16 protein-coding genes are annotated in these 18568 nt (G+C 38.8%); 15 read left to right on the top strand and 1 reads right to left on the bottom strand.

The window, feature by feature from the left end; translation table 11 throughout:
• Nucleotides 1–52 precede the first annotated feature (52 nt).
• The 3 genes from D0T87_RS16285 (at nt 53) to D0T87_RS16275 (ending at nt 4137) form a co-directional block, all read left to right on the top strand.
• Nucleotides 53–1171 (top strand): glycosyltransferase family 2 protein, encoded by a 1119-nt coding sequence (locus tag D0T87_RS16285; protein ID WP_239063715.1) that lies wholly within the window; start codon nt 53–55, stop codon nt 1169–1171.
• A 104-nt stretch (nt 1172–1275) separates the two neighbouring features.
• Entirely contained in the window at nt 1276–1911 is a 636-nt protein-coding gene (locus D0T87_RS16280) for a DapH/DapD/GlmU-related protein (RefSeq protein ID WP_163176186.1), read from the top strand.
• A gap of 333 nt (nt 1912–2244) precedes the next feature.
• Nucleotides 2245–4137 (top strand): fimbrillin family protein, encoded by a 1893-nt coding sequence (locus D0T87_RS16275; protein WP_163176185.1) that lies wholly within the window; start codon nt 2245–2247, stop codon nt 4135–4137.
• A 78-nt stretch (nt 4138–4215) separates the two neighbouring features.
• Here D0T87_RS16275 and dnaB read toward each other — a convergent pair whose 3' ends face one another.
• Entirely contained in the window at nt 4216–5784 is a 1569-nt protein-coding gene (dnaB, locus tag D0T87_RS16270; RefSeq protein WP_163176184.1) for a replicative DNA helicase, read from the bottom strand.
• Between the two features lie 224 nt (nt 5785–6008).
• Between dnaB and ispE the strand changes: the two genes are divergently transcribed.
• The 12 genes from ispE (at nt 6009) to D0T87_RS16210 (ending at nt 18552) form a co-directional block, all read left to right on the top strand.
• Nucleotides 6009–6875 carry a 4-(cytidine 5'-diphospho)-2-C-methyl-D-erythritol kinase gene (gene ispE / locus D0T87_RS16265; RefSeq protein ID WP_163176183.1) on the top strand — a complete coding sequence of 289 codons (867 nt, stop codon included), beginning with the start codon at nt 6009–6011 and terminating at the stop codon, nt 6873–6875.
• Between the two features lie 1459 nt (nt 6876–8334).
• Entirely contained in the window at nt 8335–8865 is a 531-nt protein-coding gene (locus tag D0T87_RS16260) for a dihydrofolate reductase family protein (RefSeq protein ID WP_129733360.1), read from the top strand.
• A gap of 55 nt (nt 8866–8920) precedes the next feature.
• On the top strand, nt 8921–9409 hold the full coding sequence (locus D0T87_RS16255) for an RNA polymerase sigma factor (RefSeq protein ID WP_129733359.1): 489 nt from the start codon (nt 8921–8923) through the stop codon (nt 9407–9409).
• Between the two features lie 11 nt (nt 9410–9420).
• The gene (locus D0T87_RS16250) at nt 9421–10206 is read left to right on the top strand and encodes a FecR family protein (protein WP_129733358.1); all 786 of its coding nucleotides are present in this window, start codon (nt 9421–9423) and stop codon (nt 10204–10206) included.
• Nucleotides 10207–12636: a carboxypeptidase-like regulatory domain-containing protein gene (locus D0T87_RS16245; protein ID WP_129733357.1), complete on the top strand. Its 2430-nt coding sequence runs from the start codon at nt 10207–10209 to the stop codon at nt 12634–12636. It begins immediately after the preceding gene.
• A 92-nt stretch (nt 12637–12728) separates the two neighbouring features.
• Entirely contained in the window at nt 12729–13079 is a 351-nt protein-coding gene (locus tag D0T87_RS16240; RefSeq protein ID WP_129733356.1) for a hypothetical protein, read from the top strand.
• A 114-nt stretch (nt 13080–13193) separates the two neighbouring features.
• Nucleotides 13194–13625, top strand: a complete 432-nt coding sequence (locus D0T87_RS16235) for a DUF6769 family protein (protein ID WP_129733355.1) — start codon at nt 13194–13196, stop codon at nt 13623–13625.
• 116 nt (nt 13626–13741) lie between these two features.
• The gene (locus D0T87_RS16230; RefSeq protein WP_129733354.1) at nt 13742–14536 is read left to right on the top strand and encodes a phosphatase PAP2 family protein; all 795 of its coding nucleotides are present in this window, start codon (nt 13742–13744) and stop codon (nt 14534–14536) included.
• Between the two features lie 12 nt (nt 14537–14548).
• Entirely contained in the window at nt 14549–15280 is a 732-nt protein-coding gene (locus D0T87_RS16225) for a glycosyltransferase family 2 protein (RefSeq protein ID WP_129733353.1), read from the top strand.
• 76 nt (nt 15281–15356) lie between these two features.
• A complete protein-coding gene (locus D0T87_RS16220; protein ID WP_203558323.1) occupies nt 15357–15941 on the top strand; it encodes a lipid-A-disaccharide synthase N-terminal domain-containing protein in 585 nt (194 codons plus the stop codon).
• Nucleotides 15938–16960, top strand: a complete 1023-nt coding sequence (locus D0T87_RS16215; protein WP_129733351.1) for an NAD-dependent epimerase/dehydratase family protein — start codon at nt 15938–15940, stop codon at nt 16958–16960. The genes D0T87_RS16220 and D0T87_RS16215 overlap by 4 nt, the downstream gene beginning before the upstream one ends.
• A 23-nt stretch (nt 16961–16983) precedes the next feature.
• A complete protein-coding gene (locus D0T87_RS16210; protein ID WP_129733350.1) occupies nt 16984–18552 on the top strand; it encodes a glycosyltransferase family 39 protein in 1569 nt (522 codons plus the stop codon).
• The last annotated feature ends 16 nt before the right edge of the window (nt 18553–18568 follow it).

Below are 18568 nucleotides of genomic sequence, written 5' to 3'. Positions count from 1 at the left end.
TAACATTATGGAAACTATCGTGCATATAGTCGAACTAATTTTATTCCTCTGTATGGGAATAACAGTTTTGTACCTGTTCATCTTTGCGTTCGCTTCCATATTCAAACGTTCTAACAGGCCTGGTAAAGCAAAAAAGCAATACCGTTATGCGGTTCTGTATCCGGCCTATAAAGAAGATAAAGTAATCCTTTCATCTGTATCTACTTTTCTGAAACAAGATTATCCGTCAGCTCTGTTTGATGTGGTTGTCATTTCAGACCAAATGACAGACGAAACCAACGAGCAACTGAAACAAGCAGGAGCAACCGTGCTTAAAGCAAATTACAAGGATAGCTCCAAAGCCAAAGCACTGCAATTGGCTATGAACTCGTTGGATGAGAATAAATATGATGTTGTAGTCATTATGGACGGAGATAATCTGGTTGACCCAGATTTCCTGGAAAGAATAAACAATCAGTACGACGCCGGCTGCATCGCCATACAAGGACACCGTATGGCAAAGAACCGGAATACTTCCACTGCTTTATTGGACGCTGTGAGCGAAGAGATGAATAACTCTATATTCAGAAAAGGCCATGTCAGGCTGGGATTCTCTTCCGCACTTATCGGTTCGGGTATGGCATTTCAGTACCAATGGTTTAAAAAGAATATTTTCAAAGCATCTACCGCCGGAGAGGATAAGGAGCTTGAAGCCCTGTTGTTAAAACAACGAATTCATATCGAATATCTGGAAGATGCTAACGTATACGACGAGAAAATCCCTAAAGATGCAGCATTCTACAATCAACGGCGTCGCTGGCTGGCTGCTAATTATGGCATCCTCACACAAGCCTTGCCTGAACTGCCTAAAGCATTATTTTCCGGCAACTGGGACTATTGCGATAAGATATTTCAATGGATGATGTTGCCCCGTATTATTTTATTAGGTGCTATCGGCTTCTTTGCCCTTCTTGTTACTTTATATGATTGGACGCTTTCTATCAAATGGTGGTCATTACTCTTGTTCTTAATCATTACGTTATGTATAGCCGTTCCTCGTTATCTGGTAAACAAAGACTTGGCGCGTGCCATAATCAAAATCCCGAAATTGGGAATATTGATGTTCCTCAACCTGTTCCGCTTGCGTGGAGTAAACAAAAAATTCATCCATACTGATCACAGTAACCATTAAAAGGCAAGATGCCGCTACGCGTTAAGCTCTGTAACTCTCCGTGTCACTCTGTGGTGAGGCTTTGAAATTGTAAATAGTAAATCCGTAAATAGTAAATAAAAAATATGGGGTTAAAAGAGAAAATAAAAAGCCATCCGGTACTCAAGAAGCTCGTTCTGAACTTCATTATGCATCCCGTAAAAACCCGTCCGCAGTGGTGGATACGCTTATTTTACTTTACCTACTTGAAGAGAGGTAAAGGCTCGGTTATTTACCGTAGTGTGCGCAAAGACCTTCCTCCCTTCCGCAAGTTCTCACTTGGTAAATACTCGGTGGTAGAAGACTTTAGCTGTTTGAATAATGCTGTAGGCGATCTGGTTATTGGCGACTATACTCGTGTAGGATTAAGAAATACCATCATTGGACCCGTTACGATAGGTAGTCATGTTAATCTGGCCCAGAATATTACGGTAACCGGATTGAATCATAATTTTGAAGATGTAAATATACCGATTGATGAACAGGGAGTAAGTACTTCTCCGGTCGTCATTGAAGATGATGTCTGGATAGGAGCCAATGCGGTTATTCTTCCGGGTGTCACCATCGGGAAACACTGTGTGGTAGCAGCCGGAAGTGTTGTCAGCAAATCTATGCCACCATATAGTGTATGCGCAGGCATACCGGCACGCGTAATGAAACAATATGACTTTGAAAGCAAAGAGTGGGGCGGCAATGTGCCGCAGCGAAGTAAGAGCAATTAAAATTTATGTTATAAGTAATCATTTGTAGGGAGCAATACATCAAATATACCTATAACAAGCGATTGCGCACTCCACGGATACCCACTATCTTTGCAGTATCAGAATTTAATTAATTAGTCATAATTTTATTACGTAGCCACTTAAGTAAATAAGGTCCCGTCGAAGTGATTCGCTGGGACTTTTCTTTTAGACAGCTATGGCCCTATTTTACCTTTCCATCATTTTTTTTGATGTCCCCTATTGCATACAGATTTTATTTATTTATCTTTGACGCCAAATTATAGACAACCCATAAACATAACCCCCTTTAATAGGGCTTAGAACGACTCTACTATGCTAAAGAATTATTTTGATAGGGCATTTATATGCTCTTTTAAGTTTTCTTTCATTTTCGCTGTACTATGCAGCCAGTTATTCTTTTCTTGTGTGAATGATATTCCCGAAGAAGCTCCAGAAGCAAGTGATATTCCAATATCTCTCTCGGCCTCTCAGAAAGGAATGAGCGGATTCACTGCAAATGGATTCGAAGAGAATGATGCCATCGGGCTTTATATCATGGTAGCTCCTGGAACCATCGAAAAGACCCGATATATTGATAATGCAAAGTTCAGTAACAACCTTCAAACCGGATTTTCTCCACAGGAAGATATCTTCTTTCCGGAAGGAAATAACAAATGTAACTTCATTGGTTATTATCCTTACCGGAAAAATGCTATAGCAAAAGGCGAAAGCAGTATCAGGATAGAAACTAATGTTGATCAAACCACAAAAGCAGTATTTTCCACTTCCGACTTTATGATAGCAAAGGCAAACGAAGTCGGCACATCAGAGGAGCCGGTAGGACTGAAATTTGAGCATAAACTTTTTAAACTGAATGTGCAACTGGAAGCGATTAGTGGATATACTACTGAAACGATGCTGCAAATCAACCCAACCGTAAAGATTAAGAACGTATATACAAAAGCTAATTATAATCTGGTTACGGATAAGTTTACCGATCATAGCGAGAAGGCAGATATCATCCCTTATGGAACCTGGCACATTGAAGGCGATATGCTTTGTGGAAAAAGTGCGATTATCATTCCACAAACAGTTCCCCAATCGCACATCATAGTGGAATTATATGTAGAGAACCGTTTGTTTGAATGTGCTTTGGAAGAAGAACGAATGCTTGACAGTGGAGTGGCCGAAAACAATACGATAACTCTCCTTTCTTCAAATGATGCCACACAAGCTACAATCACAACAAGTATCGGCGAATGGACATCCCAGCAAAACAACATGACAGGCATTGAAGCCGGCACGGTTATTCAGGTTTCGCAACTCGATTTTACGTACTCTAATGTTCTTAAAGTGATGAATAAAGAGAAACAAATGGCCGAAATCTGTCTCGAATACTTGTGCACCGATCAACTAGAGAAACAAGCCATCGTGATATATCCTGTATCAAACGGAAAAACGGATCTGACCAAAGGGAGCGTTCTGGAACTTAAAGATGAAACAGGGAACAAGCATGGAGGAAGCGTTGCATGGGATAAAGAGAGCAATACTTTAGCCTATACCGAGGGTACATCCGAAGTTATTAAATATATCTATATCACCGGAGACGGAGAAATAAAAACCACACGCCCTGCCAACGCTTTGCAATTACAAGTCAAACCGAATATGCTGACAGATAAACGGGGAGAAGATACATTCGAATATTCTATTGTTAAAATAGGCACTCAGTACTGGATGCGGGCCAACTTCAGAGCAACCCAGTACATAGATGGTACAGCCATCAAACATGGGGGAAGTACAACAGAGGCAGGCCTCACAGTAAACAAAACAAACCCGGAATATTACAATAATGGCAATTTCTTTTTCTACAATACCGCTTCCATAGCTACCGAAAATTTAATCCCCGGTGGCTGGAGAGTTGGTAATGAGAACGATTACAATCTCCTAAAGACATATGTAAAAGACAATGCTTCAGTAATGCGAACTACCTCCGGTTGGGGAAGCGCTGATGGCGGAGCAAACAACTTATCCGGATTCAATGCATTCAAGGCTGGATATTACAACAAAACTTATGGTAATAGTACCTATTCAGCTTTTTGGTGTGCAAATAACGATTCTCCAAATGTAGTTGATAAAATCGTCACACTAAATTCAACAGATAATAAAGTGACCATAGGCAATGCCACAACAGATATGGCAGTAATTATCAAGTGCGTACGAAACTAGCGTTCTACTCCCCCCATCCGCATGGAACCTGGAAGCGGCACCTTGCCGCCACCTTGCCGCCACCTTGCCGCCGCCTTGTTAAAAGGGTAAGGGACCTTCGGGGATTCCGCCGAATGGGTTATCCATGGGTGGGGCCTGATCTGCTGATGGGCCTGGAATGGATGTATGTGCTCCGCTATTCATTCGCGAGCCACGGCTTACTCCCGCAGTAGCTTCATCGGGTGGAGGAATAACCAAGTCATCATCCGGGTTTTGGAATCGGGCAAATTCACCTTTAAAGCGCAGCAGTACATCGCCTGTCGCACCATTACGATGCTTGGCTATGATGATTTCCGCCATACCACGGTAGTCCTCCCCTTTCTCGCCCTGGAATATCTTATAATATTCCGGACGGTGAATGAAGCACACCATATCGGCATCCTGCTCAATCGCTCCCGACTCGCGGAGGTCGCTCAACTGCGGACGTTTACCTTCTGCACCTTCGCGGCTCTCTACACCACGGTTCAACTGCGACAGTGCAATGATGGGGATATTCAATTCCTTTGCCAATCCTTTCAGTGAACGGGAAATGGTACTTACCTCTTCCTGGCGACTACCGAATGACATACCACTCGCATTCATCAACTGAAGGTAGTCAATGATTATAATTCTCACGCCATGTTCGCGTACCAGACGCCTGGCTTTGGTACGAAGTTCAAATACGGAAAGCGAAGGTGTATCGTCCACATAAAACGGAGCATCGATCAAGTCCTTCAGTTTAATATCCAGCTGTTGCCACTCGTAAGGTAGCAACTGACCGCTTTTTATCTTTTCACCCGGAATCTCACAAACGTTTACGATCAGACGGTTTACCAGCTGAACGTTACTCATTTCAAGAGAGAACAGGGCCACAGGTTGTCTGAAATTTACGGCAATATTACGTGCCATCGAAAGCACGAATGCCGTCTTTCCCATCGCCGGACGGGCAGCAATAATGATAAGGTCGGAATTCTGCCAACCGGAAGTCATCTTGTCCAGTCCGGTAAACCCACTTTCCAATCCACTTAAACCATCGGTACGGGCAGCCGCTTTTTGAAGTAACTGATACGCTTCTGCAATCACCGGATTAATCTGCGTATAGTCCTTCTTCATGTTCTGCTGGGAGATCTCGAAGAGCTTACCTTCTGCTTCCTGCATCAGGTCGTCCACATCCTGGGTTTCATCAAATGCTTTCGATTGTATGCCGCTTGTAAACGTAATCAATTCGCGCGCCAGAAACTTCTGGGCAATAATACGGGCATGATATTCAATGTGGGCAGACGATGCCACTTTACTACTCAACTGGGTAATGTAAAACGGACCGCCCACTTCTTCGAGTTGTCCTCTCTTACGCAACTGCTCGGTTACGGTCAGGATGTCAACCGGTTCCTGTTGAACTGCCAGGCTGGTAATAGCCGAATAGATCAGTTGGTGTGTATGATCATAAAAAGACTCAGGGCGCAATATCTCACTCACCTGCGAATATGCATCTTTCTCAATCATCAAGGCTCCCAACACTGCTTCTTCCAATTCGCGTGCTTGTGGTTGAATACGTCCATAATCTCCTACTACAGCCGGTGCTTGTGGTTTAGCCTTTGTATTACGAGTTCTTTTCTGTTGCTCTGCCATTATCTTTCTACCTTTTTTTAAAATGGAAAGCAAAGATAGCAAATCCCACATGAAAAGAGCCCACTCCAACCGAACTTATTTTCAACACAGTTTGAACAGGTGCAGTGAGATGTTGCACCCTGATCTTTCTATGTAAAGCTACCATATTTACACAAAGCTATAGGATGGTGTATTAGAAAATTTCGTAAGTTTGCAGAATCAGAAAAACATTTTTAATTTAAAGCATGCTCACTTTCCCGAATGCCAAAATAAACCTGGGGCTTAATATTACCGAGAAGCGCCCCGACGGATACCATAATCTTGAGACTATTTTTTACCCCATCCGGTTAGAGGATGCGTTAGAGATTAATCCCGCAAAAGACAACAACCGGAAGTTTACCCTTTATCAATCGGGAATTGTAATTGATGGCAAGCCGGAGGACAACCTTGTATCTAAAGCCTACCGCATGCTTGATGAGAGATTCAATCTCCCTCCTATTGACGCTCATTTGTATAAGCATATTCCATCGGGTGCTGGTTTGGGAGGTGGCTCGGCTGATGCGGCATTTATGCTGAAGCTGCTCAACGAAAACTTTTCTTTAGGACTAACAATCGATGAGTTGGAGGAATATGCCGCCAGGCTGGGTGCGGATTGTGCTTTCTTTATTCAAAACAAGCCAACTTTTGCCGAAGGCATCGGCAATGTCTTTTCTCCGATCTCAGTCTCATTAAAAGGTTATCAACTGGTTCTTGTCAAGCCTGATATCTTTGTATCTACCAAAGCTGCATTTTCTTTGATTAAACCCCGAAAACCGATATACTCTCTAAAAGAGATTATCGCTCGTCCTATTACGGAGTGGAGGGAGCTCATGGTCAATGATTTCGAAGAAAGTGTATTCCCACAATATCCCGTAATTGGTGAGATAAAAGAGAAACTTTACCAACAAGGAGCGATATATGCGGCTATGAGTGGTTCCGGCTCATCCATATTCGGACTTTTCCGCGACAACGGCAAGGTGCCGCAGCCGGGTTTAGCTAACGCTGACCGTTGGTCCCATGCAGCAGCCTATCCGGATTGTTTTTACTTTGAATGCAGCCTGTCTGGATTATAGTAGGGAGGGTGCGTACGTTCCGAGTTAAAATGCCAGCACTCATATAATAGAAATGACATTTTGATAATAGAATGGAGCGGTAATCGCAAATTCCGGGCTTGGGGAAGAAAAGGAAGGAAAAATGGCAAAAGAATCATGCTTGAGAAAATCAGTAAGATTCAAATTTATAAGATAAACCATCTAAATGACCAGAATAAAACAAAATACACTACAAATAATCACATAGATTAAAACAAATACAGCAAATACACACTTCAAACACCTCGCTTAAAACAGACCAACCAGAGAATAAAAATCTATAAAATGAAACACACTAAACACTTGAGCCGCGTGCTGTCGATACTTGAGCGCTTAACTGTCGATACTTGAGCCGCGTGTTATTTATACTTGAGCCGCGTGCTGTCGGCAGTACGCGGCTCAAGTGTAGAAATTATTGCGCTTGTGCACTTCCAAATATCAATAATACACTGCACAAACAAGCCTATGACCTGATTTTAACATCTCATTGACGGTTTTTGAAAAGTTCGCATGTAACCAGAATAGAACAAATACTATCTTTTTGATTCACTTTTACTCATATTTGTGACTTTGCAGATTAAGAACCAGGTTAATTAAACAACTCAACCTGGTTTTCGGATTGATTTCTTCTCAAGTAGGGAGGGGATATAAAAAAAGCGACTACCTTTTACAGTAATCGCTTAATTATCAACGTTTTAACTGGCGGTATGGACGGGTACACCACCCAAAACCGTTATTAGCCTATATATCAAATCATTGTAACATATCATAACCCCTATGGGGTACGAGTTAGGGATGAAACTCATTAACTCGCTGATATTTAATATTTTAGCTCCAAAAAGGATTTTTACCCCTTTTATGCGGAACGGACGGGACTCGAACCCGCGACCGCAAAACGCATATATTCAGTGATTAAAAATCTTTTTTTGTTTATGTGGTACGAATTGGAGCAATATCCTTTTCTGCCTTATTTTCTTGGCAGTTCTGGCTGCTATTGACGCCAATTTGTCTGCATAAAACTTGGGTTCAAAGTTACTACAATTTTTGAAATCACCAAAGGTTTTGAAAAATAATCTTTTAGACGTAGTGCAAGGTGCAAGTTTATCTATATATAGATACTTGCACCTTGCACCAACAATCTCAACTGGAAAGACTTTAATACCTTAAACTAATTTGGTATCTTTGCACCAGATAAATAGAATTTTAGCGGATTAATTCCGTTTATATATAACATAACGTTCGCTGAACGTCTCGATACGAAAACTGGTAATTTTCAACTGAAAGGGACAGATAGCGCAATGTTCATGCTATACGAGAGTATGGCGTGGGCTTGCCTGTTTCTTTCAAAGGTATACCAGTACCTCGTATCGGAGCAGTGTGAGTTCCACGCTTCTTTTTTGAGATACAGCGAGCAATGGTATAAACAATTAAATTCAGTAGCATGAAAAAAATTATCCTTTACATCGCTGCATCACTTGACCAACGGATTGCAGAGCCAGGCGGCGGATTGGAATGGCTTACCGGATGCCCAAATCGTGAAAAGACAGATTACGGTTGCAAAAATCTATCAGCTTCGGTTGATACGGTTATTATGGGCGGTCGTACTTACCGTGAAATTATGAACATGGATGTAATTTGGCCATATTCGGAACAGATGGCTTATGTTGTATCCCACCATGAATGGGATACAAAGGAGAATGTACGTTTTATCACGGAGAATATTATTGAAACGATTTCTGAACTTCGCAATCAGGAAGGTAAAGATATTTGGTTAGTTGGAGGCGGAGAATTAATTTCAATGTTGCTCGCCGCAGATTTGATTGACGAAATGCAAATTTGCTACTTCCCCATAATTTTGGGCAAAGGCATATCTTTATTTCCTGAACAAAACAAGGAATCTAAGTGGGAAATAATAAAGACAAAAGTATATGATTCGGGTGTGTTGAAAGTTGATTACCAAAAATCTTTATAATTTCATGTAGGGTATTTATATCTTCATGCGGTATAATAGTAAAATGTCCAACTGGATGATAAGCAAAGCAGAGTTCAAACAATTATTCGATAAGTATTTTGATACGATTCGAAGTTTTATCTTCTATCGCTGTGGCGATAGGGATGCAGCATCGGATATGGCACAGGATGTCTTTATGAAGATTTGGGAGAAACGGGAACAACTGGATAACCTTAATTTAAAACCATTGCTTTATAAGATAGCAAACGATATGGTTATAAGCAATTATCGAAAAAGTTCTACCCGTTTAGATTATGAGGTGAGTATGAGTATTCAGATTGATAGTCCCTTGTCGCCCGAAGATGAATTAAACTTTGAAGAATTGGCATCTACTTATGCTAAAGCATTAGAAAAGATGCCGGAATTACAAAGGGTTGTTTTCCTGATGAGCCGGAATGATGAACTAAAGTATAGTGAAATAGCCCAATGTTTGGATATAAGCGTAAAAGCTGTCGAAAAACGGATGAGCGCTGCTTTGCAATTTCTTAGGACAGAACTATTATAATTAAAGAAGATATGAAAACGGATGATATTAAAATAACCCCTAAATGGAGTAAAAGCAAAGAAGATATTTGGGATAGTGTCTTTGAAGGATTGGAAGAAACTCCCAAAGTTATTGAAATGGCTCCCCGAAAAAGATCATTGTGGTTTTATGCGGCTGCATCTATTGCTGCAATAGCTATAATTCTACCCTCCATAGCATTTTTCTATACAAAAAATGAAGTTGCTGAAAGAGGTACACATCTGGCGGTGGTTTTACCCGACGGCTCTAAAGTAGATTTGAATGCCGAAAGTAAAATCGGCTATAAACCTCTCTGGTGGTTTATTTCCCGTGATGTAGAACTGAAAGGCGAAGCATATTTTGAAGTTGAAAAAGGAAGCACATTTGATGTACGTTCCGGGCAATACACTGTAAGTGTACTGGGAACAAGTTTTAATGTGTTTTCCCGTGCCGAAAATTTTAAGGTAACCTGTCTTACCGGAAAGGTGAATGTTTCGGATAAATCGGAATCAGTAATACTTACCCCGAATATGCAGGCATTATTAAGTAATGGCAAACTTACCACTAATGATGTCGAAGATGCGAAAGAATCTATTAATTGGAAACATGGTAAATTTGTTTTTGTTAGCGTACCTTTGCAAGATGTAATTCAGGAGATTGAAAGACAGTATGATATTGAAGTATTGCCTAATTCAAATCTGAATTATTCATATTCAGGTAATTTTACGAAAGCTAAAGATCCGAATGATGTGCTTAAAATAGTAGGTAAACCGTTCGGAATAGAATTTAAGATAAAGTAATTGAAGAAATTTATAGTTATACTTATAATAACCCTTACAGGCACAATTGCAGCTTTTTCACAAGAGCTGCATTTGGTCGTTAATGACAAGCCCCTTAACGATGTTCTGCGGGGATTACCCGTAGAAATTTCTTTTGATGATAATGCCCTTTCCCAATATAAGGTAACGGTCAATCGAAAATTTAATAATCCTCAAAGCGCACTTGATTTTTTGCTGAAAGATAAACCGTTTCGCCACGAAAATATAAACGGAGTTTATGTTATCGCTTCCTATACTGAAAAGATAGAGCAACCGCCTGTTGTTGAAGTTAAGCGGTACTATACGTTTTCAGGGACAATAAGGGATGCAGATAGCGAAGAAGGTTTACCTTACGCTTATATCACTACTCCCGAAAAGACCGTTTCAACTGATGAAGCAGGTTATTTTTCTTTCAAAACCGAGAAAAAAGGAAATCAGCGTGTACAAGTGCAGTATTTGGGCTATCAGGCACAAGATACTATTCTTTCTCCCGGACTAAACGAAATCCGGCTACAATCTGCTGTTTTTACTATGGATGAAGTAATCGTCAGTCCTGCTCCCGCCACAATGCTTATCCAATCCGGCAATAGTCCCGGCGAAATCCGCATCAATCATCAAATTTCAAAATATATTCCCGGAAGCAATGATAATTCCGTATTTAACCTTATGCGGATGATGCCCGGAGTAAGAGCATCGGGCGAGCCATCGGAAGACCTGATTGTGTGGGGCAGTAATATGGGTGAAAGCAAGATAACATACGACGGATATACGCTATTCGGTATAAAGAACTATAACGACCATATAGGTTCGGTCAATCCCTATATGGTAAAAGACATACGCATCTTGAAAGGCGGGTACGGCTCCAATCAGGGCGGACGTATCGGTGCCATTACGGAGATAACAGGTATAGACGGTAATTTTAATGCTCCGTCTGTAAAAGCAACTGTCAGCAATTATACAATGAACCTTTTTGCTTCGGTACCCTTGACAAAGAAATTGAATATCTCTGCTGCTTACAGGCAGACTTTCTATAACCTGTATAACAATGAGAATGTGGATTTATCCAATAGTGAAAATAATCCACAAACGATTTATTCAAGCATATATATAAAGCCTGATTACCATTTCAATGATGCCAATTTAAAGCTATCAGGAAAAGCATTTAAGGATGATTCCTATTACATCAGCCTGTATGGAGCTAATGACCGCTTTAAATACTCGGTAAATCAACCAAACGAGTATGATGTCAATGCTTCTGAAAAGAACAGGCAATATGGTGGGGCGGCTTCTTATAAACGGGTATGGGAAAACGGCTCAACTACAAAAGTTGTGGCTACATTCTCACGGCTTACCTCTTTGTTGGATAATCTCACAATACTGGGAGATAAAAAGCCGACAACAGACGATGTTAGTCATCTGGATAATGAGGTACAGGAGTTTTCGGTAAGACTTAACCATGACTTTAATATCGGAAGCCGTAACAAAGTACAAGTTGGCGGGGAGTGGCAACAATACAGGGTAAGTCTGAACGAGCTATGCGGAGAACTGGATAAGCCGACAGTCTATATTACAGATAATATATTATTGGATAATTTGACTTTAAGTGCAGGTGTACGGGTGGATATGCCATTGAATAAAAAAGTCTATGTACAGCCCCGTTTATCCGGCACATATAAAATATCGGAAGAACTAACTGCAACTGCTTCGTGGGGACTATACAATCAGTTTCTTACCCGTACCGCATACCAATATGATGAATCGGGATTTCAAACCGTATGGACTATGGCAGACAGTACCTTTACAAAGGCAATGCACACTACCGCAGGTATTGCATACAGTAAAAACGGCTTCTTGGTCAGTATGGAAGGATATTATAAGACTACAAAAAACAGTCAGTATTTTTTGGATAATACAGTCTATAAAATAGATAATACGATTTTAGGAGCAGACTTGTTTGCCAAAAAGCTAATCAGAAATCATACTTTATATGGCTCGTATTCCATCAACCGCCTTAGTAAACCGCAAAACGAACTTTCGCATGAAATAAAAGTCGGAGGTATCGGGGCATTCGATCCTTTCTATTTTTCGTTGAGTTATGTTTATGGTACAGGCTTTTCTTATATTTCCACTGGAGGGCACGGACATGGACAAGGCAATGAGGAAGGACAGCATGGCTCCGAACACGAACATACGGATTATTCCGATGAGCCATACAGCCGCTTTGATATAGGTGCTACATACAGGGCACAAATAAAGAAAGTAAGGCTGCAAGCAGGCGTATCGCTATTGAATGTGTTTGGTACTAAGAATATAAAATACAACTATCAGATTTCCGGTCAAAATACTGCAACAAATATCTTCACAAAAGCAACTCCATTTACTCCAACGGTATTTCTTGAAATTATTTTTTGATTTATGGTAGGGTAAACCCTGCTTTATGCGGTTACTATTACGAAAGCGCTTCAGAAAAAAACAAAGTACAAATTCGTAAATTAGTAGATCAAATGAAAAAGTTATTTTATTCGTTGGCAGTAGTTTTATTTGCAGTAACATTCGTTGCTTGCAGTAATGACGACCATGAAGATTTTGGGACATCAGCAAAACAAGATATTGAAGCCAGAGCTGCGGCTTTAGGATTTGATGATGTTGCAGCTTACCAAGCAAGTGTAGCAGAGCAATGTTCAGCGGGAAATCATGAAAATTGTGATATTTATAACGATGGCACTCACGAAGCCTGCGCATATTCCGACCATTCAGGGAAAAACCATGACGGCACCCATCACAATGGAACCGATCATGGAACACATGACAAAGATGGTCATTCACACGGTTCGCATGATGGTAAACACCATTAATAACCTTTATGTACGATGGGATTCAATAAAGGGGAAACAATTTCTTTATTGAATCCCTTTTTTAAAACACATTGCCTATAATAAAATTATCTAACCACAGTTAAGATATTAAGTTTGAAAAATAAATGTTCCATATCCGCTATTGTACTCTCAACCATACTATTTTTGGTTTTTGCAGTTATTCCACATCATCATCATGGTGGGAAAGCCTGCATTGTTATCGAGTTGTGTGAGTTGGATAATGCAATAAACGATGAACATACACATCACAGCGATACGGATAGTGAGCAAAATCACGATGAAACCTGTATTGCTAAATCAAAATTCATCATTCCTACATCTGTTGATGAAACAAAACTAAAAGTATCAGATAATCAAAATGATACTGTTTTATTTCCTATCTTTTTCCTTGTTGGAAATTTATTTAATTATAGTTTAGATAGTTCATTTATCGAATCTGATTACGGTGAGTATATACTAAGCTATAAATCCGCAGCAGCAAATCAATTTCATGGTTTGCGGGCACCTCCTTTCACCTTTTCATAACAGAAAGACTAAATTATAGTCTTTATCCTTTGTGCTTGTAATCTATCTTCCGGTAGATACTAAGCCACCGCTATATCTAATTTTCCGAACAATCCCAAAAAAATAATATAAATAAGATGTTTTTAAAATTGACAAAAGCATTGTGTACCATTGTGTTATTACTTTCGGTTTCACTCCCAAATGCTTATACCCAAACAAATAATAACACGCTTTCTGAAAGCGATAGTATTCAGGTAAATGACTATAAATTCTCATATAAACAATTAATAATACCTGCATCCCTGATGTTGTACGGAACAATAGAAGCAACATTAGCGCCCAAAAATCGCCTATTAAACTATGCCATAGGGCATGAAGTAATAACACACAAACCTGAAAAGTTTCAGATTGATGATATAACGCAATATGTACCTGCGGCGAGTGTATATGCTTTAAACTTAGTCGGGATAAAAGGCAAACACAATTTCAAAGACAGGACGATTATTTTAGGAATGGCAAGCCTGTTCACGGCGGCTTCAGTGAATGGTTTAAAATATACGGCACGAGTTGAAAGACCAGATAAATCCGCAAAAAATTCTTTTCCGTCAGGGCATACGGCAATCGCTTTTATGGGTGCTGAATTTCTTTGGCAAGAATATAAAGATGTTTCAATCTGGTATGGAATAGCGGGATATACTATCGCTGCGGGAACCGGAGCATTCCGCATATACAATAATAAGCACTGGGTAGGCGACGTCGCATTCGGTGCCGGGCTTGGCATATTAAGTACAAAACTTGCCTATTGGCTCTATCCTACTGTTGAAAAGAAAATATTTAAAGGTGGTCAGGAGAAAAAGAACAAACGAAATCTTGCTTTTTACCCCTATTACACAGGTCAGCAGGGTGGTTTATCGCTTTCAATGCAATTTTAAAATATAAATGATATGAACTCTACAAAAGATTATGATTTAACCATAATAGTTCCTGTTTATAATGAAGAAGAAAATATAAACAAACTTGAAAAGGAACTATCTGAATATGTATGTTCTTCATCAGTAAAAACCTGCATACTATTCGTTGATGATGGATCGAAAGACCAAAGCAAAACATTGATACAGGAAGTGTGTCAGCGAAACCGTCATCTTTTTTATATAAGTTTTGCTCGAAATTGCGGATTAAGCGCAGCTATAAAAGCAGGGATAGATATAGCCCAGTCGTCATTTGTCGGATATATAGATGCTGATTTACAAACAGCGCCTAAAGATTTTGAACTTTTATTGCCATATAGAAATGAATATGAAATGGTAATGGGTATCCGTACAGGACGCAAAGATAGTTTAGGAAAAAAACTATCGTCGAAAATAGCCAATAGTTTTCGCCGCATGATGACTAATGACGGCATAGAAGATACGGGGTGTCCACTAAAAATTATTCATACCGAATACGCTAAACGCATTCCGATGTTTACGGGGATGCACCGTTTCCTACCTGCTCTCCTTCAGTTACAACATGGCAGGGTAAAGCAGGTTCCTGTTAGGCATTTTGAACGTACCGCAGGTCAATCAAAATTTCATTTATGGAACAGGTTGGTTAGTCCTTTTATGGATTGCTTTGCTTTCCGATGGATGAAGAAACGGTACATAAACTATACTATTGAAAAAGAAGGTATTAATTAAGCCATAGCAAAAAGTGAATAACGACATTTGGTATTTTGTTTTAGGTTTTTTAGCACAGGGGTTATTTTCTGCCAGAATGCTTATTCAGTGGATTTTATCGGAAAAGGCTAAAAAAGTTGTATCTCCGACTATCTATTGGCAGTTAAGTTTATTAGCTTCTATATTATTTTCTATATATGGGTGGCTAAGGGGAGATTTTGTAATAATTCTCGGACAACTATTCTCCTATTATATCTATATATGGAATTTGAATAGTAAAAACAACTGGAAAAAAATCCATTTAGCTATAAGAACAGTAATTCTCTTAATACCTGCTGCCGCACTTTGCTATGTGCTATATAACAATGAAGTAAGCATTGACAGGTTATTTTCAAATATATCGTTATGGTTACTTCTATTTGGTTCCGCAGGTCAGATAATTTTCACTTTCCGCTTTGTTTATCAATGGTGGCATTCAAGATTGAGAGGTGAATCTGTCCTTCCCTTAAACTTTTGGCTGTTGAGTATAATAGGTTCTCTGATAACTATTGCATACGCAATATTCAGAGAAGATCCGGTATTGCTTATTGGTCAAAGTTTTGGTTTTATCACATATTCCAGAAATGTGTGGTTGATTATAAAAAACTGTAATGAGGATGAATCTAAAAAAGAGATTAAATGAAAATATTAGTTACAGGCAGTGCAGGATTTATCGGATTTCACTTGGTAAAAGCATTGGTTGAAAATAAAGAGAATTTCGTTGTGGGAATAGATAATATAAATGACTATTACGATGTAAACCTAAAATATGGCAGGTTGTCTGAATGTGGAATAGGAAAAGAGGATATAACAGAAAATGAAGTAGTCCATAGTTCATTTTATTGCAATTATGATTTTGGAAAGATTGATCTTACGGACTTTATACAATTAGGTGTTCTTTTTAAGAAGTATCAATTTGATTATGTTATCAATCTGGCAGCACAAGCGGGGGTTCGGTATTCTTTAGAAAATCCCCATGCTTATATCAACTCTAACATTCTTGGCTTTGTAAATATCTTAGAGTGTTGCAGGCATAATAATATCAAGCATCTTATATATGCTTCCAGTTCTTCGGTTTATGGATTGAACAATAAAATTCCTTTTAAGGAATCTGCCACAGTTGATAATCCTGCCAGTTTTTATGCTGCAACAAAAAAAAGTAATGAACTGATGGCTCATTCTTATAGTCATTTGTTCAATTTGCCCTCCACAGGAATAAGACTTTTTACTGTATATGGAGCATGGGGAAGACCTGATATGGCTCCGATGATTTTCGCAAGATCTATTCGGGAGGGCAGAACAATCAAGGTTTTTAATAATGGGGATATGCTTAGAGATTTCACCTATATAGATGATGTTATAAAAAGCATCGTCTTACTCTTGGATAAAACTCCGGATAAAAATTCAGATTCCGCTTTCTATCAGATTTTTAATATCGGCAATTCAAAGCCAGTTAATTTACTCCAGTTTATAGAAGCGATTGAATATGAAATGCAAAAAGACGCTCATTTGGAAATGTACCCTTTTCAATCCGGTGATGTAAAGGAAACCTATGCTGATATAAGCAAATTGACCAGATACATTCATTATAAGCCCAAAACAGTATTACCGGAAGGAATAAAATCATTTATTGAGTGGTTTAACTCAATGGAAAATCAATAGGTGTTAATCCTTAATTATTAACTATGACATTAAAACGATTATTTACGATTGACCACATCTACTATATTCTTGTTTTTGCATTAATGTTCCCATTAATCCTACTCCGGGATTATACGCCTGCAAACGAACTTAGATATTTGAATATAGTTGATGATGCCTTAAAAACAGGGAATTTTTTCTCATTTTATAATCATGGTGAAATATATGCCGATAAACCGCCTTTATATTTCTGGATTATAATGCTCGGAAAAAAGATATTCGGAAGTCATCAAATATGGTTCTTGTCGCTATTCTCATTACTACCCGCTTTTGTCATTCAGTTTACGATGGACAGGTGGACACGAGCTGAACTTCCAAACGAATATCAATCCAGTGCAAAACTATTATTGTTCACAAGCGCTCTATTTATGGGTGGAGCCATTATTCTAAGAATGGATATGTTAATGTCTATGTTTATAACATTGGCATTATATGTTTTTTATAGAATGTATTCAGGCAGAGAGAGAAAATATGATAAGTATTTGCTTCCTCTTTGTATTTTCCTCGCAATATTCAGTAAAGGGCCAATCGGAATAATTATTCCGGTAGTCTCTATACTGACATTTCTAACTATAAAAGGGAAAATTAAGGATAGTGGAAAATATTTAGGGTTTAGAACTTGGGGAATACTCTTATTGCTTTGTTCTGTTTGGTTCAGCTTAGTGTGGGTTGAAGCGGGAAATAGTTATTTGAACGATTTACTCTTTAATCAGACATTCAACCGTGCTGTTAGCTCATTCCATCATAAGGAGCCGTTCTATTATTATTTTCAGGTATTTTGGTATTCCTTCGCTCCTTGGTCAATTTTATTCTTTGCCCTTATCCTGTTAGGGATTAAAAATAAGCTGATAAAAACAGATATAGATAAATTGTTTTTGACTGTTGTTTTAACGTCATTTCTTGTCTTATCTATTGTAAGTGCAAAGATTGAAATTTATATGTTGCCTGTATTTCCTTTTGTGGCTTATCTGTCAGTTATTATATTGATGAGATTAAAGAATAAGAAATGGATTGTATATTTTATGATAGCGTTATCTCTCATAGCAATAATGGCTTTGCCGTTGTTTTTATTGAGTAAAAATGATATTACATTTTCTTGGTTGAATGAAATTCACACTTCCATAATATGGGGATTAATTTCACTTGCTCTATTTGGATTCCTTTCTTTATATTTTCTGATTTTCCGAAAGAATATAATTCGTTCGATTAACAGCATATCAATAGGGATTTTAACCGTGATATTTATTGTATCCTTTGAAATGCCTTTTCTGAACAGCTATGTCGGTTATGAAAATATGTGTAAGAGTGGGATTGAGTTATCAGAAAATTCAAAACAATACATTGTTTATGGAATCCGCCGTCCAGAGAATATGAAAGTATATTTAGGAGAGAGTGTTATCATAGCTGAAAAGGATGATATTATGTCCGATATTTATGGCGGTTCAATACTTTTTATTTCTGATAGAGCATTGAGAAAAGATTTTTCATTACGGGAGTATATTGAGAAAAAGCCCTCTACAAAAATAGGAGATAATCTTGTGGTAAAATTATGAGAAGTGTCTTTCTCCG

The organism is Bacteroides sp. 51, assembly GCF_010500965.1.
Taxonomy (GTDB): Bacteria; Bacteroidota; Bacteroidia; order Bacteroidales; family Bacteroidaceae; genus Bacteroides.
This window is presented reverse-complemented; position numbering and strand designations above follow the sequence as displayed.

What these genes read in the sequence shown, in the direction of transcription:
- D0T87_RS16230 (WP_129733354.1), top strand. Translation starts at nt 13,742, where the DNA reads ATGTTTTTAAAATTGACAAAAGCATTGTGTACCATTGTGTTATTACTT.
- D0T87_RS16220 (WP_203558323.1), top strand. Translation starts at nt 15,357, where the DNA reads ATGCTTATTCAGTGGATTTTATCGGAAAAGGCTAAAAAAGTTGTATCT.
- D0T87_RS16250 (WP_129733358.1), top strand. Translation starts at nt 9,421, where the DNA reads ATGAAAACGGATGATATTAAAATAACCCCTAAATGGAGTAAAAGCAAA.
- D0T87_RS16215 (WP_129733351.1), top strand. Translation starts at nt 15,938, where the DNA reads ATGAAAATATTAGTTACAGGCAGTGCAGGATTTATCGGATTTCACTTG.
- D0T87_RS16210 (WP_129733350.1), top strand. Translation starts at nt 16,984, where the DNA reads ATGACATTAAAACGATTATTTACGATTGACCACATCTACTATATTCTT.
- D0T87_RS16255 (WP_129733359.1), top strand. Translation starts at nt 8,921, where the DNA reads ATGATAAGCAAAGCAGAGTTCAAACAATTATTCGATAAGTATTTTGAT.
- D0T87_RS16260 (WP_129733360.1), top strand. Translation starts at nt 8,335, where the DNA reads ATGAAAAAAATTATCCTTTACATCGCTGCATCACTTGACCAACGGATT.
- D0T87_RS16240 (WP_129733356.1), top strand. Translation starts at nt 12,729, where the DNA reads ATGAAAAAGTTATTTTATTCGTTGGCAGTAGTTTTATTTGCAGTAACA.
- D0T87_RS16275 (WP_163176185.1), top strand. Translation starts at nt 2,245, where the DNA reads ATGCTAAAGAATTATTTTGATAGGGCATTTATATGCTCTTTTAAGTTT.
- D0T87_RS16280 (WP_163176186.1), top strand. Translation starts at nt 1,276, where the DNA reads ATGGGGTTAAAAGAGAAAATAAAAAGCCATCCGGTACTCAAGAAGCTC.
- D0T87_RS16225 (WP_129733353.1), top strand. Translation starts at nt 14,549, where the DNA reads ATGAACTCTACAAAAGATTATGATTTAACCATAATAGTTCCTGTTTAT.
- D0T87_RS16285 (WP_239063715.1), top strand. Translation starts at nt 53, where the DNA reads ATGGGAATAACAGTTTTGTACCTGTTCATCTTTGCGTTCGCTTCCATA.
- dnaB (WP_163176184.1), bottom strand. Translation starts at nt 5,784, where the DNA reads ATGGCAGAGCAACAGAAAAGAACTCGTAATACAAAGGCTAAACCACAA.
- ispE (WP_163176183.1), top strand. Translation starts at nt 6,009, where the DNA reads ATGCTCACTTTCCCGAATGCCAAAATAAACCTGGGGCTTAATATTACC.